The sequence below is a fragment of the Halomonas sp. I5-271120 genome, assembly GCF_030553075.1.
In the GTDB taxonomy this organism is placed as follows: domain Bacteria; phylum Pseudomonadota; class Gammaproteobacteria; order Pseudomonadales; family Halomonadaceae; genus Onishia; species Onishia taeanensis_A.
In genome coordinates this window covers 993,374-1,020,105 of sequence record NZ_CP130701.1, presented here as the reverse complement: position 1 = coordinate 1,020,105, position 26,732 = coordinate 993,374, and the positions used below count along the sequence as shown (strand labels likewise).

General features: G+C 64.3%; 25 protein-coding genes. 16 read left to right on the top strand and 9 right to left on the bottom strand.

Translation table 11 applies throughout. The annotated features are described in order from the left end of the window. Window positions 1-143: 143 nt before the first annotated feature. The 4 genes from speD to Q2K57_RS04430 all read right to left on the bottom strand — a co-directional run bounded on the left by speD (window position 144) and on the right by Q2K57_RS04430 (window position 3,346). Window positions 144-938 (bottom strand): adenosylmethionine decarboxylase, encoded by a 795-nt coding sequence (gene speD / locus Q2K57_RS04445; RefSeq protein WP_112053695.1) that lies wholly within the window; start codon window positions 936-938, stop codon window positions 144-146. Window positions 939-1,066: 128 nt separating this feature from the next. Continuing rightward, the gene (locus Q2K57_RS04440) at window positions 1,067-1,486 is read right to left on the bottom strand and encodes an OsmC family protein (RefSeq protein ID WP_112053694.1); all 420 of its coding nucleotides are present in this window, start codon (window positions 1,484-1,486) and stop codon (window positions 1,067-1,069) included. A gap of 130 nt (window positions 1,487-1,616) precedes the next feature. After that, window positions 1,617-2,288, bottom strand: coding sequence for an N-acetylmuramate alpha-1-phosphate uridylyltransferase MurU (murU, locus tag Q2K57_RS04435; protein ID WP_112053693.1), 672 nt, complete (start codon window positions 2,286-2,288; stop codon window positions 1,617-1,619). After that, a complete protein-coding gene (locus Q2K57_RS04430) occupies window positions 2,285-3,346 on the bottom strand; it encodes an aminoglycoside phosphotransferase family protein (protein WP_304526172.1) in 1,062 nt (353 codons plus the stop codon). Before Q2K57_RS04430 ends, murU begins: the two co-directional genes overlap by 4 nt. 189 nt (window positions 3,347-3,535) lie before the next feature. Between Q2K57_RS04430 and Q2K57_RS04425 the strand changes: the two genes are divergently transcribed. The 8 genes from Q2K57_RS04425 (at window position 3,536) to Q2K57_RS04390 (ending at window position 11,999) form a co-directional block, all read left to right on the top strand. After that, a complete protein-coding gene (locus Q2K57_RS04425; RefSeq protein ID WP_112053691.1) occupies window positions 3,536-5,983 on the top strand; it encodes an LPS-assembly protein LptD in 2,448 nt (815 codons plus the stop codon). Window positions 5,984-6,033: 50 nt separating this feature from the next. Then, window positions 6,034-7,026, top strand: coding sequence for a peptidylprolyl isomerase (locus tag Q2K57_RS04420; protein ID WP_112053690.1), 993 nt, complete (start codon window positions 6,034-6,036; stop codon window positions 7,024-7,026). Beyond that, window positions 7,023-8,096, top strand: a complete 1,074-nt coding sequence (gene pdxA, locus Q2K57_RS04415; protein WP_304526171.1) for a 4-hydroxythreonine-4-phosphate dehydrogenase PdxA — start codon at window positions 7,023-7,025, stop codon at window positions 8,094-8,096. The genes Q2K57_RS04420 and pdxA overlap by 4 nt, the downstream gene beginning before the upstream one ends. 116 nt (window positions 8,097-8,212) lie before the next feature. Next, entirely contained in the window at window positions 8,213-9,019 is an 807-nt protein-coding gene (gene rsmA / locus Q2K57_RS04410; RefSeq protein WP_112053688.1) for a 16S rRNA (adenine(1518)-N(6)/adenine(1519)-N(6))-dimethyltransferase RsmA, read from the top strand. Next, entirely contained in the window at window positions 9,016-9,414 is a 399-nt protein-coding gene (gene apaG, locus Q2K57_RS04405; protein WP_369700293.1) for a Co2+/Mg2+ efflux protein ApaG, read from the top strand. The genes rsmA and apaG overlap by 4 nt, the downstream gene beginning before the upstream one ends. A 184-nt stretch (window positions 9,415-9,598) precedes the next feature. Further along, on the top strand, window positions 9,599-10,420 hold the full coding sequence (locus Q2K57_RS04400) for a symmetrical bis(5'-nucleosyl)-tetraphosphatase (RefSeq protein WP_304526170.1): 822 nt from the start codon (window positions 9,599-9,601) through the stop codon (window positions 10,418-10,420). Between the two features lie 59 nt (window positions 10,421-10,479). Next, on the top strand, window positions 10,480-10,818 hold the full coding sequence (gene glpE, locus Q2K57_RS04395; RefSeq protein WP_112053686.1) for a thiosulfate sulfurtransferase GlpE: 339 nt from the start codon (window positions 10,480-10,482) through the stop codon (window positions 10,816-10,818). Continuing rightward, entirely contained in the window at window positions 10,815-11,999 is a 1,185-nt protein-coding gene (locus Q2K57_RS04390; protein WP_304526169.1) for a polynucleotide adenylyltransferase, read from the top strand. The genes glpE and Q2K57_RS04390 overlap by 4 nt, the downstream gene beginning before the upstream one ends. A gap of 177 nt (window positions 12,000-12,176) precedes the next feature. Here Q2K57_RS04390 and folK read toward each other — a convergent pair whose 3' ends face one another. Both folK and folB read right to left on the bottom strand, forming a co-directional pair. Beyond that, complete coding sequence (folK, locus tag Q2K57_RS04385; RefSeq protein ID WP_112053684.1) at window positions 12,177-12,710, bottom strand: 2-amino-4-hydroxy-6-hydroxymethyldihydropteridine diphosphokinase; 534 nt, start codon at window positions 12,708-12,710, stop codon at window positions 12,177-12,179. Beyond that, window positions 12,707-13,063, bottom strand: a complete 357-nt coding sequence (gene folB / locus Q2K57_RS04380; RefSeq protein ID WP_112053683.1) for a dihydroneopterin aldolase — start codon at window positions 13,061-13,063, stop codon at window positions 12,707-12,709. The genes folK and folB overlap by 4 nt, the downstream gene beginning before the upstream one ends. A 106-nt stretch (window positions 13,064-13,169) precedes the next feature. Between folB and plsY the strand changes: the two genes are divergently transcribed. Beyond that, window positions 13,170-13,790 (top strand): glycerol-3-phosphate 1-O-acyltransferase PlsY, encoded by a 621-nt coding sequence (gene plsY / locus Q2K57_RS04375; RefSeq protein WP_304526168.1) that lies wholly within the window; start codon window positions 13,170-13,172, stop codon window positions 13,788-13,790. A 159-nt stretch (window positions 13,791-13,949) separates the two neighbouring features. On the opposite strand, the gene tsaD is transcribed toward plsY, so the two are convergent. Then, entirely contained in the window at window positions 13,950-14,981 is a 1,032-nt protein-coding gene (gene tsaD, locus Q2K57_RS04370; protein ID WP_304526167.1) for a tRNA (adenosine(37)-N6)-threonylcarbamoyltransferase complex transferase subunit TsaD, read from the bottom strand. 295 nt (window positions 14,982-15,276) lie between these two features. Here tsaD and rpsU point away from each other — a divergent pair, with 295 nt between their 5' ends. The 3 genes from rpsU to rpoD all read left to right on the top strand — a co-directional run bounded on the left by rpsU (window position 15,277) and on the right by rpoD (window position 19,550). Then, window positions 15,277-15,492 (top strand): 30S ribosomal protein S21, encoded by a 216-nt coding sequence (gene rpsU, locus Q2K57_RS04365; RefSeq protein WP_016416934.1) that lies wholly within the window; start codon window positions 15,277-15,279, stop codon window positions 15,490-15,492. A gap of 135 nt (window positions 15,493-15,627) precedes the next feature. Continuing rightward, a complete protein-coding gene (gene dnaG / locus Q2K57_RS04360; protein ID WP_304526166.1) occupies window positions 15,628-17,472 on the top strand; it encodes a DNA primase in 1,845 nt (614 codons plus the stop codon). A gap of 233 nt (window positions 17,473-17,705) precedes the next feature. Then, window positions 17,706-19,550 carry an RNA polymerase sigma factor RpoD gene (rpoD, locus tag Q2K57_RS04355; protein ID WP_112053680.1) on the top strand — a complete coding sequence of 615 codons (1,845 nt, stop codon included), beginning with the start codon at window positions 17,706-17,708 and terminating at the stop codon, window positions 19,548-19,550. A gap of 142 nt (window positions 19,551-19,692) precedes the next feature. On the opposite strand, the gene Q2K57_RS04350 is transcribed toward rpoD, so the two are convergent. Next, a complete protein-coding gene (locus tag Q2K57_RS04350; RefSeq protein WP_112053679.1) occupies window positions 19,693-20,619 on the bottom strand; it encodes a LysR substrate-binding domain-containing protein in 927 nt (308 codons plus the stop codon). A gap of 162 nt (window positions 20,620-20,781) precedes the next feature. Between Q2K57_RS04350 and Q2K57_RS04345 the strand changes: the two genes are divergently transcribed. Beyond that, the gene (locus tag Q2K57_RS04345) at window positions 20,782-22,161 is read left to right on the top strand and encodes an L-serine ammonia-lyase (protein WP_112053678.1); all 1,380 of its coding nucleotides are present in this window, start codon (window positions 20,782-20,784) and stop codon (window positions 22,159-22,161) included. Between the two features lie 98 nt (window positions 22,162-22,259). Here Q2K57_RS04345 and Q2K57_RS04340 read toward each other — a convergent pair whose 3' ends face one another. Beyond that, window positions 22,260-23,150 (bottom strand): LysR family transcriptional regulator, encoded by an 891-nt coding sequence (locus Q2K57_RS04340; protein WP_304526165.1) that lies wholly within the window; start codon window positions 23,148-23,150, stop codon window positions 22,260-22,262. 164 nt (window positions 23,151-23,314) lie between these two features. Between Q2K57_RS04340 and Q2K57_RS04335 the strand changes: the two genes are divergently transcribed. From Q2K57_RS04335 to Q2K57_RS04325, 3 genes are all read left to right on the top strand, one after another. Beyond that, entirely contained in the window at window positions 23,315-24,424 is a 1,110-nt protein-coding gene (locus tag Q2K57_RS04335) for an S-(hydroxymethyl)glutathione dehydrogenase/class III alcohol dehydrogenase (RefSeq protein ID WP_112053676.1), read from the top strand. Window positions 24,425-24,441: 17 nt separating this feature from the next. Continuing rightward, entirely contained in the window at window positions 24,442-25,299 is an 858-nt protein-coding gene (fghA, locus tag Q2K57_RS04330; RefSeq protein ID WP_112053675.1) for an S-formylglutathione hydrolase, read from the top strand. A gap of 287 nt (window positions 25,300-25,586) precedes the next feature. Then, entirely contained in the window at window positions 25,587-26,726 is a 1,140-nt protein-coding gene (locus tag Q2K57_RS04325; protein ID WP_112053674.1) for a GlxA family transcriptional regulator, read from the top strand. The last annotated feature ends 6 nt before the right edge of the window (window positions 26,727-26,732 follow it).

Genomic DNA, 26,732 nt, shown 5'->3' with positions numbered 1-26,732 from the left:
GGGGCTTGCTTGGCAACTGAGTCACGCCGAGCCTTGTTCTTCCTTCTTCCTTCTTCCTTCTTCCTTCTTCCAGATACGACAACACCCCGCCGGGAGCTCCGGCGGGGTGTTGTCGTTAGGGCAGAACCCGGACGAGCGGCGGCTCAGTCCATATTGCGCGAGTAGAAGATTTCGAGCATCTCCTTGCGCAGGCGACTCTCGATGTTGCGGGCTTCCTCGAAGGTGAGGTCACGACGCGAGGTGCCGAACAAATAGTTGTCGAGTTCGAAGTCCTTCAGCAACATCTTGGTGTGGAACATGTTTTCCTGATAGACGTTGACGTCGACCATCTGATAGGCGTTCTTGGTGTCCTCGGCCAGGTAGTCCTGGATCGAGGTAATGTCGTGGTCGATGAACAGCTTCTTGCCGTCGACGTCGCGGGTGAAACCGCGCACCCGGTAGTCCATGGTGACGATGTCGGAATCGAAGCTGTGGATCAGGTAGTTCAGTGCCTTGAGGGGGCTAATCATGCCGCAGGTCGAGACGTCGATGTCCAGGCGGAAGGTGCTGATGCCGTTGTCCGGGTGGGATTCCGGGTAGCTGTGTACCGTGACGTGACTCTTGTCCAGATGACCGACCACGGTTTGCGGTAGCGGGCCCGGGCCAGGCTCCGTCTGCTCCGGCGCAGGGTCCTCGAGCTCGTGCTCGGCGATCAGGATGGTCACGCTGGCACCGTGGGGCTCGTAGTCCTGACGCGAGATATTGAGCACATGGGCGCCGATGATGTTGGTGACATCCTTGAGGATCTGCGTCAGCCGTTCGGCGTTGTAGAGCTCATCGATGTAATCGATGTAAGCCCGACGCTGCTCTTCGGTCTTGGCGTAGCAGATGTCGTAGATGTTGAAGCTCAACGAACTGGTCAGGTTGTTGAAGCCGTGGAGTCGGAGATTGTTGCTCACGTCCGAGCCTCCCTCAGGTGCTTGAGTGCGTGGTATGCCTGTCGGACTAGGCCGGGGCTGCATGAAAGGCGGGTATTATGCACACCCCGGGGTACGGGCGCACCCGCTCCGGGGAGTTTTCTAACGGGTCACTCTTCTACGATAGTGACGGAGTGTGTCACTTCGACGCCGCCGTTGGTGAGCATGATGGAGGCGCTGCAGTATTTTTCTGCCGATAGCGCCACCGCCCGCTCGACCTGCTTCTCCTTGAGGCCTTTACCGGTAACCGTGAAATGCACATGGATCTTGGTGAAGACGCTGGGCACGCTGTCGGCGCGTTCGGCCTCGACGCTGGCTACGCAGTCGCTGATTGGGGCGCGCGACTTCTCAAGAATCTGCAGCACGTCGAAGGACGTGCAGGCGCCGAGCCCCATCAGCATCATCTCCATGGGGCGGGGGCCGGTGTCGCGGCCGCCGTGGTCGGGGGGGCCATCGATAACCACGCTGTGGCCGCTACCCGATTCGGCGACGAACTGACGGCCGTCGGTCCACTTGACGCTGGCTTTCATGAGGCAACTTCTCCGTCTGGCATCAATAAAGAGGGGATGAACACGTCACTCAAAGGGTGACGCGAGTTCCTTGGCGCCCAACGAGGCGTTTGGCGCTACGTTTAGCGCTACACAAGAAAAAACGAGGCGCTTACTCTGCCATGGCACGCAGCCGGGTATCCAGTTCGGCTAGACGCTCAGGCGTGCCGACATCGACCCAGGCGCCGTGATGGTGGTGGCCCGCCACCCGCCCCGCGGCCATGGCGTCCCGCAGCAGAGGCGCCAGGGCGAAGGCGCCGGGTGCCTGGTTGGCCAATAGCGCTGGGTCGATCAAGCTGAGGCCGGCGAAGGTCAGGCGCGGCGCGCCGCTGGCATCTACTCGACCCGCGGCATCCAGGTGGAAGTCGCCGTCCGGGTGCTGGTCGGGGTTGTCGACCAGCCACAGGTGGGCGAGATCCCCATCAAGCGTAGGCAGTCTTGTGAGATCCGGCGCGCACCAGACGTCGCCGTTGATCAGCAGGAAGGGCGCTTCGCCGAGCAGCGGCAGCGCCTTCTGTATGCCGCCGCCGGTCTCTAGCGGGCTGTCTTCCCGGCTCCAGGCGATGCTGACGCCATGGGCCGCACCGTCGCCCAGCGCCTCGATGATCTGTTCGGCCCGGTAACTGACGTTGATCACCACATCGGTAATGCCGGCGGCGGCCAGGCGCTCGAGGTGGTGAACGATCAGCGGTTTGCCGGCTACCGGCAGCAGCGGTTTGGGGCAGCTGTCGGTCAGCGGACGCATGCGCTTGCCAAGTCCCGCCGCCAGGATCATCGCCTTCATGCCGTCGCCTCCTGAGTCATCACCTCACTGGCCGGTGCCTCGATGCTGCGCGACGCCAGGGCTTCCTCGAGTGCCGGGGTGAAGGTTGAATGAAGCCAGTGGCGCAAGTCGACGAAGGCGGGCCAGGGAGCCAGGCTGTCATCCAGATGTGCAAGAAAGTGGGGCAGGCGCGCGAGGTAGCCAGCCTTGCCGTCGCGCAGGGTCAGGCGACAGAAGATGCCGAGCACCTTGAGGCTGCGCTGGGCCGCCATGGCATCGCACCAGAAGTGGAAGCGTTCGGCGTCGATGGCCGGGTCGAGGCGGCCGTCGACGATGGCACTCTCGCGAAAGGCCGCCTGCCAGTGGTGGAGGGTCGTGGCGTCGAAGCGCCGATAGCGCCCGCGGGTCAGCGAGATGAAGTCATAGGTCAGCGGGCCGGCCACGGCGTCCTGGAAGTCGATCAGCACCAGGGCGTCGTCTTCGAGCATCAGGTTCATGGCATCGAAGTCCCGGTGCACGACGAAGCGCGGCTGCTCCAGGGCGCTGTCTACCAGTTGGGTGACCAGCGTCGTCCAGCCGGGCGGCGAAGCGATGCCCAGCAGGCCATCCAGGCACCATTCGGGAAACAGCTCGAGCTCGCGAGTGAGCAGCGCTGCATCATAGATCGGCAGGGCATCCTTAGGGGCCTTGGCCTGGAGCTCATGGATCAGGGTGATGGCCTTATCGAAGCCGTCGAGAGTGGCCTTGCATGAAGTGAAGCTATTCTGCAGTGGGGTGTCGCCCAGGTCATCGAGTGCCAGGAAGCCCATGTCCAGATCCGCGTGATGCACTCGCGGTACCGGTAGCCCGGCGGCCAGCCAGTCGGTGGCGATGGCAAGAAAAGGCCGGCTGTCTTCTTGCGCCGGCGGGGCGTCCATCAGGATGCGGGTGGCACCGTCAGGCAGCGTCAGACGATAATAGCGGCGAAAGCTGGCGTCGCCGGCGGCGAGGGTCAGCCTTAGCGCGTCGGGGGCCAGGCCGTATTGCTCGGCCGCCCAGGCGGTGAGGGGGCCAAGGCGCGCGGGGTCTGCCGAGGTCATGGGCTCTCCTGTGGTGATGCGTGTCGCGGCGTTGTTGTTGACGCTCACCCGGGCGCAACGCATGCTGAAATCCGTGTTCGCCAGTGGCCGGATCATCGACAGACAGCAGCGGCGCCGGCCGAGCGGTGGCAGACAGCCGAGATTCGGCCTGTATAATACCGATTTCACCCGTCAAGGACAGCGAGGAAGATGGGCAAGCGACTCTACTGGACTGCCCTGGCCGGTCTCACCGCCGTCGCCGGCGGCAATGCCCTGGCAGCGCCTCCGGCGCCCCTGCCAGCGGAACAGCTCGACTGGCAACCCTGGGGCGATGATGCGCCGTCGGATGCGCTGTGCCGCGGCCACTACGTGATGCCGGCATATCGGCTTCCGGCCGCCGACACCCCCGGCGATATCCGTTCCTCCTCGGATCGGGCCCGCTATGGCGAAGACGGCTCGGTGAGTCTGGCCGGCGAGGTACTGCTGCGCCGCGGTAACAGCCAGGTCGAGGCCCCTGCGGTGCGCGTGGGTCCTGCACGCGAGCGTGCCCAGGTGACGGGGCCGCTGGCTCTGCGCGATCAGGGGCTGCTGGTGCGCGGCGACGCCGCCGAAGTGGCACTGCAAAGCGATGCGGCGTCGGTCGATGGCGCGCACTATGTGGCCCATGAGGCTCGCCTGCGCGGCGACGCCCAGCGGCTGGCCCGTCTCGAAGACGGCCGCTATCAGCTCACCGACGCCAGTTTCACCACCTGTGAGCCGGGTAGTCAGGCGTGGCGACTGGTAGGCAACGACATCATGCTGGATCGCGAGAAGGGGTACGGGACCGCGACTCATGCTCGCCTCGAGGTCCAGGATGTGCCGGTCTTCTACTGGCCTTGGGTGCGCTTCCCGATCGATGATCGACGCCAGAGTGGCTTCCTGTGGCCGGTGATCAGTGCCTCGGGCGATGGCCTCGACTATTCCCAGCCCTATTACTTCAACCTGGCGCCGAATTATGACGCGACCCTGACGCCGCGCTTCATCAGCGATCGTGGCTTCCTGCTGGGCGGCGAGTTCCGCTATTTGCAGGATGACCATTCACAACAGGGCTATGCCGGCACGATCGAGGGCGCCTATCTTGCCAATGATCAGGGCAAGACCTCCTCCAACCCCAACGATCCGCCGGATGCCTTCAGCGGTGAGGATCGCTGGTACCTGGACTATCGCCATCAGGGCCGTCTGAGCCCACGGCTGGACTACCAGCTCGCTTACGGTGCAGCCAGCGATGGGCGCTACTTCGATGATTTCGGACGCGATTTCGGCGAATCCGATACCGCCTACCTGCCGCGACTGGCGCTGTTCGACTACAGCGGAAAGACCTGGCAGCTCGAAGCCCGCGCCCAGGGGTATCAGCGGCTCGACTACCCGCTGGCCGAGCGTGACAAGCCGTTCTACCGCCTGCCGAGCCTGACCGCCAATGCCCGCTGGGATCAGGACAGTGGCTTCTATCAGCAGTGGCGCTCCAATGCGACTTACTTCTGGCGTGATGTCATCGAGCAGCAAGTGCCGTTGCGCGAGGCCGCGACCGGTAGCCGTGTGCATTTGGCGCCGGCGCTTGGTTGGCGCGGCGATCCCAGCTGGGGCTTTCTGGAGCCCAAGGTCGAGCTGCTGCACACCGCCTATGAGCTCGACTACGGCAACCTGAATACCGATCGTGACACCACGCTTTCGCGGACCGTGCCGGTCAGCTCGCTGGATAGCGGCCTGGTCTTCGAGCGTGATCTTTCGGCCTTCGGTGATGGCTACCGACAGACCCTGGAGCCGCGCCTCAACTATGCCTATGTGCCGGCCGAGGATCAGCAGGCGTTTCCAGATTTCGATACCAACGAGCAGGCCTTCTCCTGGGGGCAGCTGTGGTCGCCGTATCGCTTCTCCGGTGTGGACCGGGTGGGCGATCTTAACCGCCTATCGGCCGGCCTCAGTTCCCGGTTCCTCGAGGATGACAGTGGCCGCCAGCGCCTCGATATCGGTGTCGGCCAGGGGTTCTACTTCGAAGATCGCAGTATCGACATGAACGGCGACCCGGATACGCTCCCGGATCGCGACACCAATTACGCGGCCTGGTATCGCGCGACCCGGGACCGTACGCCGCTGGTGACGAATATCGACTGGCAGATCAGCGATTACTGGAGCACCCGCTACGCCTGGCTCTATGACACCGAGCGGCAAGTGACCGAGCGCAACGGGGTCGACCTAGCCTACCGGGATCCCCGCGGCCATGTACTGAACCTCGGGTATCGCTGGGAGCTGCAGGGCTTCGACCCCTCTGCCGACGACCCCGAGGATCGGCTCGGCTACAACCGCGAAGAGTTCGATGTCTCCTTCGCCCTGCGAGCCAGTAAACAAGTCGACCTGATCGGCCGCTACCTGTATGACAACACCAACGGCCGCTCCCTGGAGCGCCTGGCGGGTGTGCAGTGGAACGACTGCTGCTATGGTCTGCAGCTGGTATGGCGTGACTGGGTCGAGGACAACGACACCGCCAATACCACCGCCGACGACTACACCGATCGCGGCATCTTCCTGCGCTTCATCTTCAAGGGCCTCGGCGGAGTGGGCCAGGAAGCCGACAGTTACTTCGAGCGGGCCATTCCCGGCTATCGCTCCACCGCCTTTTGAGCGCCCCGGCGCGAAGGCATCGACACACGAGACGAGTCAATGAGGTATATATGCGCAGTCGACTGATCGCCCCGCTGGCCATGGCCCTGATGATGGCCCTGCCCTTGGGCGTGGCCCCGCTGACGGCAACGGCCCAGCAGTTAAAGCCGCTCGATCACATCGTGGCAGTCGTCAACGAGGGCGCGATCATGTACAGCGAGCTCGAGAGCCGAGTCGCCCGGGCACGTGACCAGCTGTCCAAGCGCGGCGTCACACCGCCAAGCAATGCGGCTCTCGAGCAGCAGGTGCTGGATCGTATGATCGTCGAGGAAGTCCAGCTGCAGATGGCCCGTGATGCCAACCTGAGCGTCGACGACACCGAGCTTAATCGCACGGTGCGTGGCATCGCCGAGAACAACGGCATGAGCCTCGAGCAGTTCGCCGATAGCCTCGAGGCCGATGGCCTGACGCTGGCTGCAGTGCGCGAGGACGTGCGCCGCGAGCTCTTGATGCGCCAGCTTCAGCAGCGCCGGGTCGCCAGTCGGGTCACCGTCAGCGAGCGCGAGGTGGATCGCTATCTGGAGCAGCAGGGCGCCAACGACGACGTGCGCTATCGCCTGTCGCACATCATGATCGCACTGCCCCAGTCGCCCAGCCAGGCGCAGATCGACGATGCCCGCGCCAAGATTGAGGGCTTGCGTCGCCAGCTTGAGAACGGCGCCGACTTTGCCAGTCTGGCGGCCGCCGAGTCCGATGGTGGCCAGGCGCTCAACGGCGGTGATCTGGGCTGGCGCGCGGGTGCCGAGATACCCAGCATCTTCACCGACGCGGTGCCGTCGCTGGATGTGGGTGAGGTCTCTGCGCCGATCAGAAGCCCCAGCGGCTTCCACCTGGTCAAGCTCGCCGACCGCGAAGGCGGCCAGGGTCGCAACCTGACCCAGCGCGACCAGGTCCGCCAGACCCTCTTTCAGCGCAAGGCCAATGACGAGATGGAGGTCTGGCTGCAGGAGATTCGCGCCGGTGCCTACATCGACAATCGCCTGAATGAGTCCAGCGCATCATGAACCCGCCGGTACTGGCGCTGACCACCGGCGAACCCGCCGGCATCGGCCCGGAACTGGCGGTGATGCTGGCCGCCGAGGGCATCGCGGGTGTGGCGCCTGATGCAGACCCTGGCGCCGCTCCGGATTTCACCATCGTGGCGGTGGGGGACCCTTCGCTGCTCGAGGCGCGGGCGCAACAGCTGGGGCTGGGCGTGACGGTGCGGGTGCTGGGGTCGGGCGAGTCGCCGCCGGCGCCATGCTCCGGCGTGCTGCCGGTGTGGCCGGTGGCCCTCAAGGCGCCGTGTCGTGCCGGCGAACTCGATCCCGCTAACGGTGCCTATGTACTCGAAACGCTGGACCTGGCCGTCGCCGCCTGTCGTGAGGGCCGGGCTCAGGGCATGGTCACCGCGCCCTTGCACAAGGGCGTGATCATCGACGGCGGCCAGGCCGGCTTCACCGGCCATACCGAGTACCTGCGCGATGCCTGCGGGGTCGAGGAAGTGGTAATGATGCTCGCCACCGACCAGGCGCTCCACGGCCAGCTCGATGGTCCGGCGCGCTGCGCCCTGCGGGTGGCACTGGCCACGACGCATCTGCCGCTGCGCGAGGTAGCCGATGCCATCACCGCCGAGGGGCTGAGTCGAGTGCTGCGCATCCTCGATGCCGATCTGAAGCGCTATTTTGGCCTCGCCGCACCGCGCCTCAAGGTCTGTGGGTTGAATCCCCATGCCGGCGAGGACGGTCATCTGGGGCGCGAGGAACTCGAGACCATTACCCCAGCGCTTGAGCGCCTGGCAACCGAAGGGCTCGACGTGCGTGGTCCCTATCCCGCCGATACCCTCTTCACCCCGCGACATCTCGATGACGCCGATGCGGTGCTGGCGATGTATCATGACCAGGGACTCGCCGTGCTCAAGTACGCAGGCTTCGGTCGCGCCGCCAACATCACCCTGGGCCTGCCGCTGGTGCGCACCTCGGTGGATCACGGTACGGCTCTGGATCTTGCCGGTCGCGGCGTCGCCGACACTGGCAGCCTGCGCGTCGCCATGAACCTGGCGGCTGAAATGGCCGCGTGCGACACCCTGTCCTAGCCGGCCTCGACCGTGCGTTTATTCCCGCAAGCGTGCTTAGCCGCCATCGCAGATCGGTGTCGGGCTAGCTGTCGGTAAGCTCTAACCCCTGTCAGAACCAAAGGATCATCCATCGCATGTCTTCACGCCCACCCATGCATCGGGCCCGCAAGCGCTTCGGCCAAAACTTCCTGCGCGATACGGGCATCATCTCGCGCATCGTGCGGGCCATCGACCCCCGTGCCGGCGAGCGCCTGGTCGAGATCGGCCCCGGCCAGGGAGCGCTGACCGAGCCGCTGATCGACGCTGCCGGCGGCGCCCTGGAGGTGATCGAGCTCGACCGCGATCTGATCCCCGGCCTGCGTGTGCAGTTCTTCCAATACCCTGATTTCGTGATTCACGAGGGCGATGCCCTGGCCTTCGACTTCGCCGCCCTGCGTGGCGACGGCCCGGCGCTGCGGGTGGTGGGTAACCTGCCCTACAACATCTCCACGCCGCTGATCGTGCATCTGCTCGAGACCACCGGGGCGATCGCCGACATGCACTTCATGCTGCAGAAGGAAGTGGTCGAGCGCCTGGCCGCCGAGCCCGGCAGCACCCACTGGGGACGGCTGTCGGTGCTGGCACAGTACCATTGCCAGGTCGAGTCGCTGTTCGTGGTGCCGCCGGAGGCCTTCGTGCCGCAGCCCAAGGTCGAATCGGCCATCGTGCGGCTGGCACCCCATGAGACCTTGCCGCATCCGGCCAAGGATCCGGCCCTGCTGTTCGATCTGGTCCGCGAGGCCTTTGGCCAGCGCCGCAAGACCCTGCGCAACAACCTCAAGGGGCGCGTGTCCGCCGAGGCCCTGGAAGCGCTGGGCATCGATTCGACCCGACGCCCGCAGACGCTCTCCGTCGAGGAGTTCGTTCGCATTGCCGACCACCTGGCCGAGGAGGTCGCATGACTGACAGCCACCGCGAGGCGACGATGGCGGCGCTCTCCGTCGATGTCGAGCCGGCCTTTCGCGCCGAGGAGTCCGATGAGGCCGAGTCCCGCTACGTGTTCAGCTACACCGTCACCGTGCACAACCACTCGTCTCACAGCGTGCAGCTGCTGGCGCGGCATTGGAAAATTACCCAGAGCAGCGGCAAGGTGCAGGAAGTGCGTGGCAAGGGCGTGGTCGGCAAGCAGCCCATGATCGGCCCCGGCCAGACCTTTTCCTATACCAGCCGCGCGGTGCTGGATGGGCCGGTGGGCGTGATGGAAGGTGACTATACCTGTGTCGATGCCGCTACCCAGCAGCACATCGAGGTGCCCATCGCCCCCTTCCGTCTGGCCGGTCCCCATCAGGTGCATTGACCGCGGCCGGCGCGACTGCAAGTCTGGGTCGGCACGGGCAGTGCCTTGTCCTATGCGTCATGCCGGGCGATGTCGGCGCCATACCGGCTTCCGGTGGTGCCATATCGGGGCTTGAGCCGCCACCCGGTCACGTCAGGGCACCGCGTTATCACCCGTTTCACCCGCTACGTCATCAGGAGATGTCATGACCACCTATGCGATCGGCGATCTGCAGGGCTGCCACCGGGAGTTCGTGGCGCTGCTCGAGCGGCTCGACTTCGCGCCGGGCCGCGATCGACTGTGGTTGGCCGGCGATCTGGTCAATCGTGGGCCAGGCTCGCTGGACTGCCTGCGCGAGGTGATCGCTCTGGGTGATTCGGCACAGGTGGTGCTCGGCAATCATGACCTGCATCTGCTGGCGGTCGCTCGCGGTGGTGCATCGACCAAGCGCTCCGACACCCTGGCGCCGATTCTCGAGGCGTCGGATCGCGAGGCATTGCTCGACTGGCTGCAGCAACAGCCGCTGATGGTGCGCGAGCCACGCAAGGACGGCGACACGGTGATGTGCCATGCCGGTCTGCTGCCCGAATGGTCGGCCGCCAAGGCCCAGGCGCTTGCCGGAGAGGTCGAGGCGCGGCTCGCCGCTGACGCCGGCGACTTCCTCGAACGGATGTACGGCAATCGCCCCAACCGCTGGCAGGATAATCTCGACGGCATCGAACGTGCGCGCTTCATCGTCAACGCCTTCACGCGCATGCGATTCGTCGATCCCGACGGGCATCTCGACTTCTCGGCCAAGGAGGGGCTCGACTCGGCGCCGGATGGCTTCGCCCCCTGGTTCAGCTATGCCCGCGAGGACGATCCGCATATCCTTTTCGGCCACTGGGCGGCGCTGGAAGGGGCGACCCCCGGCAGCCAGGTGCGCGCCGAGGCATTGGACACCGGATGCGTGTGGGGCGGCAGCCTGACCGCGCTGGATCTCACCACCGGCAAGCGGACCCGTCAACCGAGCCTTTCACGGGGCTGATCGCCCCGCGTCCTTCTTTCGCTTCTTGCTGTTTTATCCTCTTTACCCATGGAGCTACCATGAGCGCGACGCCCTTCGAGCACCTGGATATTCCCACCCTGAAAGCCTGGCTGGACGAGGGGGAGCCGCTGACGCTGGTCGATATCCGTGATCCGATGAGCTTTGCCCGCGGCCATATCCCGGCGAGCCGTCACCTGGACAACACAAGCGTCGGTGCACTGCTCGACGAGACGCCCAAGGAAGCGCCGCTGGTGGTGGTCTGCTATCACGGCCACTCCAGCCAGCAGGCGGCGACCTGGCTCGCCGGCCAGGGCTATTCCCGGGTCTACAGCCTGGACGGCGGCTTTACCGACTGGGCCGCCCAGCATCCCACCCGCGTGGCCACGGCACCGGCATGAGCGACGATCGTTTCCTTGACGGTCTCGAGGTCTACTGCGTGGGCGGTGCGGTGCGCGATGCGCGCCTGGGCTGGCCGGTCTATGACCATGACTGGGTGGTGGTGGGCGCAAGTGTCGAGGACATGACTCGGCGCGGTTTTACTCCGGTGGGTCGCGACTTTCCGGTCTTCCTGCATCCCGTGACCCACGAGGAGTACGCTCTGGCACGCACCGAGCGCAAGCGCGGTCACGGCTATACCGGCTTCGTGGTGCATGCGAGCCCCGAGGTTAGCCTCGAGGATGATCTGGCGCGACGCGACCTGACCATCAACGCCATGGCCGAGTCGGCCGACGGCACCCTGACCGATCCTTACCACGGCCAGCGGGATCTCGCCGCCAGACAGCTGCGCCATGTCTCACCGGCCTTCGTCGAGGACCCGCTGCGGGTGCTGCGCACCTCACGCTTCCTGGCCCGTTATCGGGGGCTCGGCTTCGAGATCGCCTCGGATACGCTGGCACTGATGCGCGAGCTCGCCGATAGCGGCGAGCTTGGCCACCTGGTCGCCGAACGGGTCTGGACCGAAACCGAAAAGGCGCTGGGGGAGCCATCCCCCGAGGCCTACTTCACGGCGCTAGATGATTGCAGGGCACTTGAAGTGCTGATGCCCGAGTTGACCGAAGATCGTGTCGCCCTGGCCGCCGCCCTGGACCGGCTGCATTGCCTGCCGGCGCCACAGGCTGATGGGAAGACCGATGCCGAAGGTGCGGCTGACAGCGAGATAGGTGAGCGGCGCCGCTGGCGCTGGGCGCGGCTTCTCGAGCACCTCGACGGCGACGCCCGGGCTGCGCTGGCCGAGCGTCTCAAGTTGCCCAAGGCCTACGCCGACCTGGCGCGTCAGGCCGCGCGTACCCGAGCCCTGCGTCTGGACAGTGAGGTCGCGCCGCTCACCGCCCGCCAGGTGCTTGACTGGTATGACGGCATCGATGCCTGGCGGCGTGACGAGCGCCTGGCTCCCCAGTTGGCCTTGTTGGCGCTGGACGAACCCGGGCTCGCCCGGCTGCTGGATGCCGCCTATCAGGCAGCGCAGGCGATTGCGCCCAAGGAGTTGCTCGCGGAAGGCTTCAAGGGCAAGGCGCTGGGCGAAGAACTCGACCGGCGGCGCCAGGCGGCGATCGCCGAGGTACTGGCGGACGCTAGCTGAGAGGCTGGCTGCGATACAGGTTTTGGGGGCTAGATCAACACCACCTTCGCTCTCGAGCGATGGGGCAGGCGGGGGCGAGGGGTGTCGATCAAGAGAACGAAAGTAGCGCCCATGGAAGAGGGCTGCGCACTCGCAGACACCTGCCCTTAAACGGCAGCAGCGTGATCGGGCGCGTCGTCAGACGTTTTTCGACACGTCGGCGCGGGAGATCCACTGCTGTTGCCAGCAGAAGTCCACCGGCCACAGCCGTTGATCGCCGGCATCGAAGGCTTGCCACAGGCGGTCATAGCGCTCGCCACTGAGCGGATGGGTGGCCTCGGGCAGTAGTTCGGCCAGCGGCTTGAGGACGAAGGCATGCTCGGTGATCTCATCGCGAGGCAGTTCGACGCCGTCGTGCTCGCCGGTGAGTGCGCCCACTGTCAGCAGGTCGATGTCGAGGGTGCGGGGGCTGAACTTGGCGCTGTTCTTTACCCGGCCATTGGCGAATTCCAGGCGCTTGCACCAGGCCTGCAGCTCGCCCACCGAGGCGTCGCTGTCAAAGGCCGCCACCAGGTTGTAGAAGTTGCGCCCGTCTTCGAACCCCACCGGCTCGCTCTCGAAGACCCGCGACACGGCAAGCTCGCCGAAAGAGGCTTGAAGGGCGTCGAGGCAGACCCGAACATGCTGCTCGCGCTCGATGTTGCTGCCGATACTAACCGTGACGCGGCTCATGACGGCTCGCCCCGGGTGATGCGCACGCCGACGGCGCTGGCGCTTGCCACGGCACCTGGCTTGCGCACCGTGAGGGCAAGCCAGGCGATGCCGAATTCCTCGCGCAGGGTGGCGGCCAGGCGCTCGGCAAAGGTCTCCACCAGGGCGAAGTCATGCTCGCCGGCGAAGGCGGCAACGCGCTCGCTGATGGCTGCATAGTCAAGCGTCTTGGTGATGTCGTCATCGGCCGCGGCGGGGCGGATGTCGGTGGCCAGTTCCAGGTCGAGGACCAGGCGCTGGAGTATGTCGCGCTCCCAGTCGTAGACTCCGATCACGGTGTCCACTTCGAGCGCCTCGATCAGCACGCAATCCATCAATGCATCCCCCACCTGTCGGTCTGTAAGAATTGCCGGCGCTCGATTGTACGTGAGTCCGCGGGCAGAATCATGACTGGCCGCCGTGACCTTCAGGAGGACCCTCATGTCGCCAAGTCATCTGGCCCTTGCGTTGGGGTCGCTGCTGGCGCTGGGCTATCTTAGCGGCAGCGCCCTTGGCGCGCTGGCAGTGTGTCGGCTGGCCGGGTTGCGCGACCCGCGCCTGGCCGGCTCGCGCAACCCAGGGTTTTCCAATGTGCTGCGCCTCTATGGCGTGCGTCTGGCGCTGGCGACCCTTGCGCTTGATGCCGCCAAGGGCATGCCGGTGCTGTTCGCGGCCCAGGCGCTGGGGCTTTCACCCTGGGCGCAGGGCATGGTGGGGCTTGCGGTGCTGCTGGGCCACAGCTATCCGCCTTGGCACCGCTTTCGCGGCGGCAAGGCGGTGGCCAGCGCCTTCGGGGTGCTGCTGGTGCTGGCGCCTGGAGTGGCGTTGGTCAGTGCCGCCTGCTGGGTCCTACTCGCCTGGCGGGTGCGCACCGCCTCGGTGGCGTCGCTGGCCAGTGCGACTCTCGCACCGCTGGTCAGCCTGTGGCTGGCGCCAGAGTATGGCGGTGTGATCGTCGTCTTCGCACTGCTGGTGCTGGTGCGCCACGTGTGGAATATCCAGCGCCTGGGGCGTGGCGGGGAGCGGGCGCTATCGGCGGATGACACCCGCAAGGAAGAGTAGACGCGTGTCGCATCGATCAGGCCGAGGCGGATCCCGCAGGCGTCAACTGATCCAGCGGCCAGCGAGGCACCGCCCGCATGGCGCTGTCGTCCCGCTCGCCGGCCAGTAGCCGTTGAGCGCTGGAATCTTAGAGAGCGCGATCATGGTTGTGAGCCGTGATCAGTGCCCGGCTGGCGTCAACTGGTCAAGCGGCCAGCGTGGCACCGCCCGCATGGCGCTGTCGTCGCGCTCGCCGGCCAAGAGCCGTTGAGCTCCCACATACGCGATCATGGCGCCGTTGTCGGTGCAGAAACGCCCGCGGGGATAGAAGGCCTTGGCGCCCCGCTTGCCGGTTTCCACGGCCAGACGCTCGCGAAGCCGGGTATTGGCGCTGACGCCACCCGCCACCACCAGGCGCTTCAAGCCGGTGGCATCCAGGGCGCGCCGGCACTTGATCACCAGCGTATCGACCACGGCTTCCTCGAAGGCTCGGGCGACATCGGCGCGGGCCTGGTCATCGAGTTTGTCGGCTTCCTTGAGTGAGCGGATCGCGGTCAGGGTGTGAGTCTTGAGCCCGGAGAAGCTGAAGTCGAGCCCCGGCCGGTCGGTCATCGGGCGCGGAAAGCGAAAGCGCGTCGGGTCGCCCTGTTCGGCCAGGCGTGCCACGTTGGGGCCGCCAGGGTACTCGAGGCCCAGCATCTTGGCGGCCTTGTCGAAGGCTTCGCCGGCGGCGTCGTCCACTGATTCACCCAGCAGTTTATAGTCGCCGAGTCCGCGCACCTCGACCAGCTGGGTGTGACCACCCGACACCAGCAGGGCAACGAAGGGAAACGCCGGCGGCTCATCCTCGAGCATGGGGGCCAGCAGGTGGCCCTCCATATGGTGCACGCCGAGCACCGGGATATTCAGCGCACGGGCCAGGCCATGGGCGGTAGAGGCGCCGACCATCAGAGCGCCGACCAGGCCAGGGCCTGCGGTATAGGCGATGCCGTCGAGTTCAGCGCGCGTTACGCCGGCACTGTCGAGGACCTCCTCGATCAGCGGCAGCAGTTTGCGGGTGTGGTCGCGGGAGGCGAGCTCTGGCACTACGCCGCCGTAATCGGCATGCATGGCGATCTGACTGTAGAGAGCGTCGGCGATCAGGCCGCGCTCGGTGTCAAAGAGGGCAACGCCGGTCTCGTCGCAGGATGTTTCGATCCCTAATACGCGCATGGTAAGGCCCCAGGCTCATGGTATCTGGCTAACAGTAAACCGCTCATTATACGTGCTTTGGGCGGCATCGGGCACCGGTTGGACGTCAAGGTTTGCAATGTCGTCTGGCCACGACTAGAATACTGTGCGCTGTATGACTGGGTCGTGCGCCCGGGTTCCACCCTGCATTTCGCTTCTTCCTCATGATTCCCTGTGTCGCCCTAAGGCGGCTTGGACGTTATGTTTCAAGCGATGCGAAGAGACTCGAGGCGTGCGTTCAAACCGAACTCATGATTCCAAGGTAGGTGAGTGCTTAATGCCTTCTGTCAAAGTACGTGATAACGAGCCGTTCGACGTCGCGCTGCGTCGCTTCAAGCGTTCCTGCGAAAAAGCCGGTGTTCTGTCCGAAGTGCGTCGTCGCGAGCACTACGAGAAGCCGACCGCCGAGCGCAAGCGCAAGGCAGCTGCCGCCGTCAAGCGTCACGCCAAGAAGCTCCAGCGCGAGCGCAAGCGTTTCGAACGGCTGTATTAATCCGTACTAAGGGCGGCCATGCCGTCCTAGAGGGATGCCAAGCGGCCGCCATACGGTGGCCGTTTGTTTTTCTAGTGGTCGCTTCGGGATGTCCCGAAGCGGGCACTTATCGTCGTTTTTCCAGGATGACTCGCGATGGCCATGGGCCAGATCCCGCAACGCTTCATCGATGACCTGCTCGCCCGTGTGGATGTGGTCGAGGTCGTCGGCGAGCGGGTGACGCTCAAGAAGAATGGGCGCAACCATGCGGGGCTATGCCCCTTCCATCAGGAAAAGTCGCCCTCGTTCACCGTCAGTCAGGACAAGCAGTTCTATCACTGCTTCGGCTGCGGGGCGCACGGCAACGCGCTACGCTTCCTGATGGAGTACGACAACCTGCGCTTTCCCGAGGCCGTCGAACAGTTAGCGGCGCGCCAGGGTATCGAGGTGCCTCGGGAAGGTGCCGACGATCCTCGCGCTCAGGCTCGGGAACAGAAGCGCAAGGAAGGCGTCAATCTTCTAGAGCTGGCGGCAAGCTTCTTTCGCGAGCGGCTGAAGATGCCCGAGGCCGAGCAGGCCAGGGGCTATCTGGAGCGGCGCGACCTGTCGCCCGAGGTGCAGGCAGAGTTCGCCATCGGCTATGCCCCCGATGACTGGGAGGCGCTCAAGCGTCATCTTTCCAGCCAGGGCGTCTCGGAGGCGGTGCAGGTCGAGTATGGCCTGCTGGTTCACCGTGAGGATAGCGGCCGCACTTATGACCGCTTTCGTGACCGGGTCGTGTTCCCGATCCGCGATTTCAAGGGGCGTACCATTGCCTTTGGTGGTCGGGTGCTCGGCGATGCCAAGCCCAAGTACCTGAACTCGCCGGAAAGCCCGGTGTTTCACAAGGGCCGCGAGCTCTACGGTCTCTATGAGGCGCGTCAGGCGAATCGCAACCTTGAGCGAGTGTTGATCGTCGAAGGCTACATGGACGTGGTAGCGCTTGCCCAGTTCGGCATTCGCAACGCGGTGGCGACGCTTGGTACCTCGACCAGCGAGGAACATCTGACGCGGCTGTTCCGCATGGTCGGTGAGGTGGTGTTCTGCTTTGACGGCGACCAGGCCGGACGCCAGGCAGCCAGCCGGGCGCTGGCCAATGTGTTGCCGCTGATGATCGACGGCCGTCAGGCCCGCTTCCTGTTCCTGCCCGAGGGCGAGGATCCGGATAGCCTGGTGCGACGGGAAGGCCCCGACGCCTTTAAGGATCGGGTGACCTGCGCAAGCCCGCTATCGGAGTTTCTGTTCGAGCAGGCCGGCCGCGGACGCGACCTGGCAGGCGTCGAGGACCGTGAGCGCTATGCCAGTCAGGTGCTCAAGGCCATCGAGCAGTTGCCGGAGGGCGTGCTTAAGTCGCTGATGCTCAGCGAGCTGTCCTCGCGCACCGGCGTGGATCAGGCGCGCTTTACGGCGCTGCTGGCCGCCAAGGCACCGGCAGAGCCCTTCGGTCCGGAAGCGGAGGGCGATATGCCCGCCGAGGCCTGGGGCGGTCCTGATGAGCGGGCGGCTCGAGGGGGTGCGCCTTTTGCTCCAAAGCGCAGCGGCGCCATGAGTCTGATCGCTCGCGCGCTGCAGCTCCTGGTGCATGAGCCGACCCTGGTCGACCGGCTGCCCGAATCGCTGGACTGGTGCCCCGAGGGGGATGCCGATGGGGCGCTGCTCAAGGAGCTGGTCAAGCTGCTGCGAGCCGGGCGCTATCGCAGTGTGCAAGTGCTGCTGGCGCACTTTCACGGCACCCAGGAGGGGGAGCGTCTGGCGCAACTGGCGCGGCGCGAGCTATTGATGCCGCCGGCGGCGCGGGCAACCGAACTGGATGGCCTGGTGGAGCACTTTTGTCGTGCCCAGTCGCGTCAGACGCCGGAGAGCGAATACGCGGCCTTGTTGGCCAAGGAAAAGGGCGGGCAGCGGCTGTCGCGGGAAGAGAAGCAGCGCCTGATGGAGTTGCTGATGTCGCTCAATCGCTGACGGGCGTCGACACAATTTTGGGGCGGGGTTGAATTGTTGCGTATCAGCACCATCTAAGGGTGTATCGCAAGGCTCCTTCCCGAGCACAACCAAACAACCTAACACACCTGAACGGCACCGCAAACGCAATACTGGCGGAATAGCCCATCTTACCGCTATACTGATCGGCTTTATGGTTTTTTCATGCCTGAACGTTCGGGTGCTTCATTCTTCTTCGTCGAGATAGGGTTTCTATGGCTGGAAATGCGCAGCAGCAGTCACGTCTGAAGGAGTTGATCGCGCGCGGCAAGGAACAGGGTTACCTGACCTATGCCGAGGTCAACGACCACCTTCCTGAGGATATCGCCGACCCGGATCAAGTGGAAGACATCATCGGCATGATCAACGACATGGGTATCAATGTCGTTGAAGAAGCCCCCGATGAAGACACTTTGATGATGTCGGACCAGTCCACCGATGAGCACGCTGCCGAAGAGGCAGTGGCGGCATTGGCGGCAGTGGAAAGCGATGTCGGCCGCACCACCGACCCCGTGCGCATGTACATGCGCGAGATGGGCACCGTCGAACTGCTGACCCGTGAAGGCGAGATCAAGATCGCCAAGCGTATCGAGGAAGGCACTCGTGAGGTGATGTCGGCACTGGCGTACCTGCCGGGTGCGGTCGAGTCGGTCCTCGAGGTCTACGACGGTACGCAGGACGAAGAGGCGCCCGGTCGCCTGTCCGACCTGTTTTCCGGCTTCATCGATCCCGACGAGGGCATTCCCGGCGTCGCCGAGGCTGAAGTCGTCGAGGAGCCAGTGAGCGAGTCCGCCGACGGCGAAGGCGACGAGGATGATGAGGACGCCGAGGAAGAGGAGACCACCAGCGGTCCCGATCCCGAGGAGGCCAAGGCGCGCTTCGAGCAGATTCGCGAGCAGAACGCCGCCGCTCAGGCTGCGATCGATGCTCACGGCCGTGGCTCCAAGCAGGCCAATGCCGAGCAGGCCCGTCTCGCCGAGCTGTTCTCGCCGATCAAGCTGGTGCCCAAGCACTTCGAGCGCCTGGTCGGTCAGGTGCGGATCAGCGTCGAGCAGGTCCGCAATCAGGAGAAGACAATCCTGCAGCTCTTCGTCAAGAAGGGTAAGGTGCCGCGCAAGACCTTCATCAAGTCCTTCCCGGGCAATGAGTCGCGCAGCGAATGGCTGGATGAATTCTTCGAGGCCAATGCGCGCTTCAAGGATCGTCTCGAGCCGTTCCGTGGCGACGTCGCCCGCGCCCAGCGCAAGATCGCCTTCGAAGAAGACATGGTTCAGCTTCAGGTGCCGGAGCTGAAAGAGGTCAATCGCCGCCTGTCGATCGGTGAGGCCAAGGCACGCCGGGCCAAGAAGGAAATGGTCGAGGCCAACCTGCGCCTGGTGATCTCGATCGCCAAGAAGTACACCAACCGTGGCCTGCAGTTCCTCGACCTGATCCAGGAAGGCAACATCGGCCTGATGAAGGCGGTCGACAAGTTCGAATACCGTCGCGGTTACAAGTTCTCGACCTACGCCACCTGGTGGATTCGTCAGGCGATCACCCGTTCGATCGCTGACCAGGCGCGCACCATCCGTATTCCGGTGCACATGATCGAGACCATCAACAAGCTCAACCGCGTATCGCGGCAGATGCTGCAGGAGATGGGCCGCGAGCCGACGCCGGAAGAGCTTGGTGAGCGTCTCGAGATGCCCGAGGACAAGGTTCGCAAGGTGCTCAAGATCGCCAAGGAACCGATCTCCATGGAGACGCCTATCGGTGACGATGACGATTCGCACCTGGGTGACTTCATCGAGGACGGCACCATGCTGCTGCCCATCGATCTGGCTACCGGCGAGGGCCTGATCGAGGCCACTCGCAACGTGCTCGGCGGCCTGACCGCTCGCGAGGCCAAGGTGCTGCGCATGCGTTTCGGCATCGACATGAACACCGACCACACCCTCGAGGAAGTCGGCAAGCAGTTCGATGTCACCCGTGAGCGTATCCGTCAGATCGAGGCCAAGGCGCTGCGCAAGCTGCGCCACCCGTCGCGCTCCGAGTCGCTGCGCTCCTTCCTCGACGAATAGTTGAGTCGTCGGAGCCTCGCTGGCCGCCGTTCGGGCGGCCAGACCAGAGCAACGGCTGTACATGAAAACGCCCGCAAGCATGGCTTGCGGGCGTTTTTTTATGGGCGCTTCTTACCGACTTAACGACTCATGCGCGCAACGACTATGAGCGCGACGACGTGCGGGTGGCCTCCTCGACCAGCCAGTCGTGTACCGCTTTTACCCGCCGATCATCTAGCGCTCCGGGGACATGAGCGATGCCGTAGCGCTTGCCGGTTGCCACCCGCTGTGAGAAGGGCGCGATCAGCGCGCCGGTCTTCAATTCGTTGGTGATCAGGGTCTGGCGGGCGATGGCGACTCCCATGCCGGAGATCGCCGCGTCCATGGTCAGCTGGTTGCGGTTGAAGGTGTAGCCCCGCCGCACGCTGACGTGGGGGGCGTCTATCTCGCGCAGGAAATGCTCCCATTCCGCATAGTCGCTGCTGCCGCGCCAGGCGGTAACGTCGTGCAGCAGCGGATACCAGGCCAGATCCTCCGGCTGGCGAAGCGGTGGCTTGCCTCGTAACAGTCCCGGGGCACAGACCGGGAAGATCACCTCGTCCATCAGCGGGGTGATGGCGAGCCCGGGGTACTGGCCGTCGTTGAGATCCAGCGCCAGATCGAAGTCGCCCTCGCGCAGCGAGATATTGCTGTCCTCGGCGACCACCTGAAGCTCGATGTCGGGGAAACGAGCCTGCAGTCGTGGCAATCGCGGCATCAGCCACTTGGCGAGGAAGGAGGGCACCGAACGCAGCCTTAAGATGCCGCTCATCACGCCGCTTCGCAGTCGGCGGACCTCGAGCCCCACTGCCTGATAGGCGTCGTCGACCACCAGTGACAGCCGTCGGCCCTCGTCGGTGAGTTCGAGGCGTCGCGGCAGGCGGCGGAACAGCTTGAAGCCGAGCCGCTCTTCGAGCTGCTTGATCTGCTGACTCACCGCGCCGGTGGTGACATGCAGTTCCTCGGCGGCGCGGGTGAAAGACAGGTGACGGGCGCTGACCGCGAAGACCTTCAGCCAGGCATGGGTCTGCGAATTGAGGGAGCGGCTCATGGTTTAGTTATTCTAAAGTCGTGGCAAGTATTTCTGGATTGTATCGGCCAGTGCTCGGGACCACTATAGTTTTAACTGGCCGTGCCGGAAAACTGCCTTTAGCCAAATTGATGCCAATGTCACGCCGGCCTCGCGCCATGCTTACACGATACGAGGTTATTTATGTCCATCAGCGTCTTCGACCTGTTCAAGATCGGTATCGGGCCGTCGAGCTCCCACACCGTGGGCCCGATGCGTGCCGCGCATGATTTCGTCGAAGAGCTGCGGACCCGGGATCTGCTGGAACGGGTAGCCCGCGTCGAGGTGCGCCTTTATGGCTCACTGTCGGCCACCGGCATCGGTCACGGCACCGACCGAGCGGTGATCATGGGCCTGATGGGAGAACGGCCGGATCGCATCGACCCGACCCTCATCGCCCCCTGCATCGAGGAGCTGCTGGAATCCGATAGCCTGCTGCTCGACAACCGGCTGGCGATTCCTTTCCTTTGGGCCCGAGACATGCAGCTTCATGATGAGTGCCTGCCACACCATCCGAACGCCATGCGATTGATCGCTCACGGTCACAGCGAGCCACTTTACGAGAACACCTACTACTCGGTGGGCGGCGGTTTCGTGATCGACGAGGCGCAGGCCCAGGACGGCGCGCTGGATACCGATACCACGCCGCTGCCCTATGACTTCAATAGTGCCGGCGAGCTGCTGGCGCTATGCCGCATGCACGACCTGCGTATCTCGGAGCTGATGCTGGAGAACGAGAAGGCATGGCGCAGTGAGCAGGATATCCGCGACGGTCTATGGACGATCTGGCAAGCCATGTGCGATTGCGTGGAGACCGGCTTCGCCAACGAAGGCGTGCTGCCCGGCGGGCTCAACGTCAAGCGGCGGGCGGCCTCGCTTCATCGTCGCCTGGTGGCCATGGAGGGCAGTCACAGCCTGATCACCTCGACCTTCTCGGCGATGGACTGGGTCAACGTCTTTGCCCTGGCGGTCAACGAGGAAAACGCCGCCGGCGGGCGCATGGTCACTGCGCCCACCAACGGGGCGGCGGGCATCATTCCGGCCGTTCTCCACTACTACATGAAGTTCCAGCCCGGCGCCTGCGAACGAGATGTGGTCGACTTCCTGCTGGCCGCCGGCGCCGTGGGCATCCTGTGCAAGAAGAACGCCTCGATTTCCGGCGCTGAGGTGGGCTGTCAGGGCGAGGTCGGCTCGGCCTGTGCGATGGCCGCCGCGGGGCTTGCCGAGGTCATGGGCGGCAGCATCGGCCAGGTGGAAAACGCCGCCGAGATCGGGCTTGAGCACAACCTGGGCCTGACCTGCGATCCGGTAGGCGGGCTGGTGCAGGTGCCCTGCATCGAGCGCAATGCCATCGCCTCGGTGAAGGCCATCAATGCCGCCCAGATGGCCCTGCGCGGCGACGGCGAGCACTTCATCTCGCTGGACAAGGCGATCCGCACCATGCGGGATACCGGCCGCGACATGCAGGACAAGTACAAAGAAACTTCCCGCGGCGGCCTCGCCGTCAACGCCATCGAATGCTGATGCCGGCGGGCCTTGCCCGTCGCCGATCAACCCTTTGGGCGCCCGGTAGGGTGCCCTTTTTTTGTCTTTTCCCGTGGTTTTTTCTCGCTCAGGTCTGCTCAGCGTCTAACCGGCAGTACTTCATGGATATGCGCGACCATATAGTCGACAAACTGGCGCACCTTGGGCGAGAGATGACGATGACGTGGATAGACCGCCCACACCGCAGTGTCGCTATGGCGAAAGTGGTCGAGCACCGACACCAGCTCGCCGCTGGCGAGGTGCTCCTCGACGTAGTAGTCCGGCAGTTGGGCGAGTCCCAGGCCCTTTAGGCTGGCATCGAGCAGGGCAGGTCCCGAATTGGCCTGCCAGCGGCCGCCGACGCGGACTTCGCGGCGCACGCCGTCGACTTCGAATAGCCATTGGTCCCGGGAACCGAGCAGGCAGGGGTGATTGGCAAGCTCAGCCAGCGAATGGGGTCTCGAGACTTGGGCAAAGTAATCCCGCGAACCAACCACGTACTCGCGGCGCTCGCACAGGCGCCTGGCGATCAGCGTCGAGTCCTTGAGCACGCCCATGCGAATCGCCACGTCATAGCCCTCATCGATCAGCTCGACCCGGCGATTGGTGAAGTGCATGTTCACCTCGAGTTGGGGATGCTGGCGCTGGAAATCGTTGACCAGCGGGGCGATGAAGCGCTCGCCGAAGGTGGTCGATGAGGTCAGCTTGAGCACGCCCTTGGGGCGGGAGTGAAAGTCGTGGACCGCCGCCTCGGCTTCCTGGAAGCCGTCGAACAGATGGCGGCAATGATCGAAGTAGAGGGTGCCCGCGTCGGTCAGGTGCAGTTGCCGCGTGGTACGGTAGAGCAGGGTGGTGCCAAGCTGATTCTCGAGCTGGCCGACCAGACGGCTGACGTGCGAGGTCGAGACCTTGAGCGCCCGTGCGGCGGCGGAAAAACTGCCCAGGCGAACCACCTCGACGAAAGCTTCGATACGATCCCAGCGTTGCATTTGGTAAACGGCGCTCCCTGATCTTTGCTGAGTGACAATAATCTTGTGTGGTTCAGCCAGTTTATCGTGACAGCCGCTCTCGCCTAGACTGGTTTCAGTTTTGTTGGGCAGCTCTTTCCTGCCCGGCCGATGAATGTTCCTACATCCTACTGTCAGGAGTCGCCATGAAATCTCGTGCCGCTATCGCACTGGAAGCCGGCAAGCCGCTGGAACTCACCGAAATCGACGTCGAGGGTCCAAAGGCCGGCGAGGTGCTGGTACGCATGGTCGCCACCAGTGTCTGCCACACCGATGCCTACACGCTGTCCGGCGCTGACCCGGAAGGTCTTTTCCCGTCGGTGCTCGGCCATGAAGGCGCGGGCATCGTCGAGGAAGTCGGTGAGGGCGTGACTGGCCTGGTGCCGGGCGATCACGTCATTCCGCTCTATACGGCCGAGTGCGGCAAGTGCAAGTTCTGCCTTTCCGGCAAGACCAACCTGTGCAGCGCGGTGCGTGCCACCCAGGGCAAGGGCCTGATGCCGGATGGCACCTCGCGCTTCTCCGTGGACGGCAAGTCCCTGCATCATTACATGGGTTGCTCGACCTTCTCCGAGTACACCGTGGTGCCCGAGGTCTCGTTGGCCAAGGTGTCCAAGGAAGCCCCGCTGGACAAGATCTGCCTGCTCGGCTGCGGCGTGACTACCGGTATCGGCGCGGTCATGAACACCGCCAAGGTCGAGCCGGGTTCCACCATCGCCGTGTTCGGCCTCGGTGCCATCGGCCTTGCGGTCATCCAGGGCGCGCAGATGGCCAAGGCCAGCCGCATCATCGCCATCGACATCAACCCGGACAAGTTCGAGCTGGCCCGCCAGTTCGGCGCCACCGAGTTCATCAACCCGAAGGACTACAGCGATTCCATCCAGCAGGTCATCGTCGAGCTGACCGACGGCGGCGTCGACTACTCCTTCGAGTGCATCGGCAACGTCAACGTCATGCGCTCGGCGCTGGAGTGCTGCCACAAGGGGTGGGGCGAGTCGATCATCATCGGCGTCGCCGGTGCCGGCGAAGAGATCTCCACCCGGCCGTTCCAGCTGGTCACCGGTCGAGTCTGGAAAGGCTCCGCGTTCGGCGGCGTCAAGGGCCGCACCGAGCTGCCGGGCTATGTCGACCGCTACATGAAGGGTGAGCTGAAGATCGACGAGTTCATCACCCAGGACATGCCGTTCGAGAAGATCAATGAGGCCTTCGAACTGCTGCATGCCGGTAAGAGCATTCGCAGCGTACTGCATTACTGAGCGAAGGAGACGCACTCATGAGCATGTCTGAATCCCTGGAACTGGTATCGGCTACCAAGAGCTTCGGCGGCTGGCTCAAGCGCTACAAGCATCACGCGCGGGCGCTGGACTGCGAGATGGTGTTTTCCATCTACCTGCCGCCTCAGGCCGAAAGCGAGCGGGTGCCGCTGATGTGGTGGCTGTCGGGGCTGACCTGCAACGACGAGAACTTCATGCAGAAGGCAGGCGCTCAGCGTCTCGCCGCCGAGTTGGGGATCGCCATCGTCTGCCCGGATACCAGCCCGAGGGGGCTGGATCTGCCCGGTGAGCACGATAGCTATGACTTCGGCAGCGGCGCCGGCTTCTATGTGAACGCTACCCAGGAGCCCTGGGCCAAGCACTATCGCATGTACGACTACGTGGCCGAGGAACTGCCGTCGGTGGTGCGTCAGCACTTCCCTGTCAACGGCCGCGAGTCGATCAGTGGGCACTCCATGGGCGGCCACGGGGCCCTGGTGTTGGCGCTGCGTCGGCCCGGGCAGTATGCCGCGGTGTCGGCGTTCGCGCCGGTGGTCAATCCGATCGAGAGCCCTTGGGGGCAGAAGGCCTTCACCCACTATCTGGGCGAGGACACCCGTGCCTGGACCCAATACGACGCCTGCGAGCTGGTAGCCAAGGGCGCCTCGCGCCAGCCGCTGTTCATCGATCAGGGCGAAGCCGACAACTTCCTCGAGGAACAGCTGATGCCCGAGCGGTTGGAGGCGGCATGTGAAAAACGTGATCACCCGCTGACTCTGCGTCGGCATGCCGGTTACGACCACAGCTACTTCTTCATCGCCACCTTCATCGAGGATCACCTGCGCTACCACGCCGAACGGCTGCACCGTAAGCGTTGATTGTGCCCCTCCGGGCCACGCTGTCACCGAGGCGGCGTGGCTTGTTCGCAAGTGAGATGTTGGCAGGCGGCATTCGTATAGCCATGAGCGACGTGATTATCGCAATGCACCGGGAATGGCAGTGCGATAGGCAAATTTGCCATGCCAAAAAACGACATGCGGGGTACATTTATAGTGAGCATGCCTGAAAACGACATTTTGCTGACTGCCGGCATGCCCGACGCCCTGGTTCATAAGAGCAACGACAAGACGAATAGGGTCTAAGACACAAGCGCCGGAGTATCGAAATGACAACCGCTCCCGAGGCCTCACGCACAGCCGCTACCTCTCAGGCGATCGGCTTTTTGTTGCTGGACAATTTCACCCTGATCTCGCTGGCCTCTGCCATCGAGCCGTTGCGTATGGCTAATCAGCTTGCCGGGCGTGAGCTTTATCGATGGTACACCATGAGCCTTGACGGAGCGTCGGTGAAAGCCAGTGACGGTCTATGTGTTACGCCCGACGTTGCCACTCATACGGCGCTGACGCTGGATACGGTTATCGTATGCGGTGGGGTGGGTCCTCAGCGGGCGGTAAAGCGCGAGCACCTGAGCTGGCTGCAAGCTCAGGCGCGGCTGTCGCGGCGCCTGGCGGCGGTGTGTACGGGCAGCTGGGCGCTGGCCAAGGCCGGTCTGCTCGACGGCTACGAGACCAGCACCCACTGGGAGTGCTTGGCGGCCATGCAAGAGGCCTTCCCCAAGGTCGCGCTCTCCACGCGCTTGTTCTCTATCGACCGCGACCGTGCTACCTCCTCTGGCGGCACTGCCCCCATGGACATGATGCTGACCCTGATCGGCCGCGACCATGGTCGCGAACTGGCGGCGGGTATTTCCGAGATGTTCATCTATGACCGGGTCCGCAATGAGCAGGATCTGCAGCGGGTGCCGCTCAAGCATGTGTTGGGCACCACCCAGCCGAAGCTCTTGGAGATCGTGGCGCTGATGGAGGCCAACCTCGAGGAGCCGATCACCCTTGATGAGCTGGCCAACTACGTGGATGTGTCACGCCGTCAGCTCGAGCGTCTTTTCCAGAAGAACCTTCACTGCTCACCCTCGCGCTACTATCTCAAGCTGCGCCTGACGCGGGCCCGTCAGCTGCTCAAGCAGACACCGATGTCGATCATCGAGGTGGCGTCGGCCTGTGGCTTTGTCTCCACTCCGCACTTCTCCAAATGCTACCGGGAATACTTCGGCATCCCGCCTCGGGACGAGCGCCTGGAGAAGAATAGCGTAGAGATGTTGCCGGTGACCCTGGGTAAGGAGCCGGCGGCCCTGCTGCAGTCGGCTACCTACGAGGAGCGGTCTCTTGAGCCGCTGTCGGCGGCCATGGGCGCTTTGGCCCAGGCTCAGGGCGAGCCCACTTATGCCAGCGTGCGCCTAAAATCATGAGTGAGG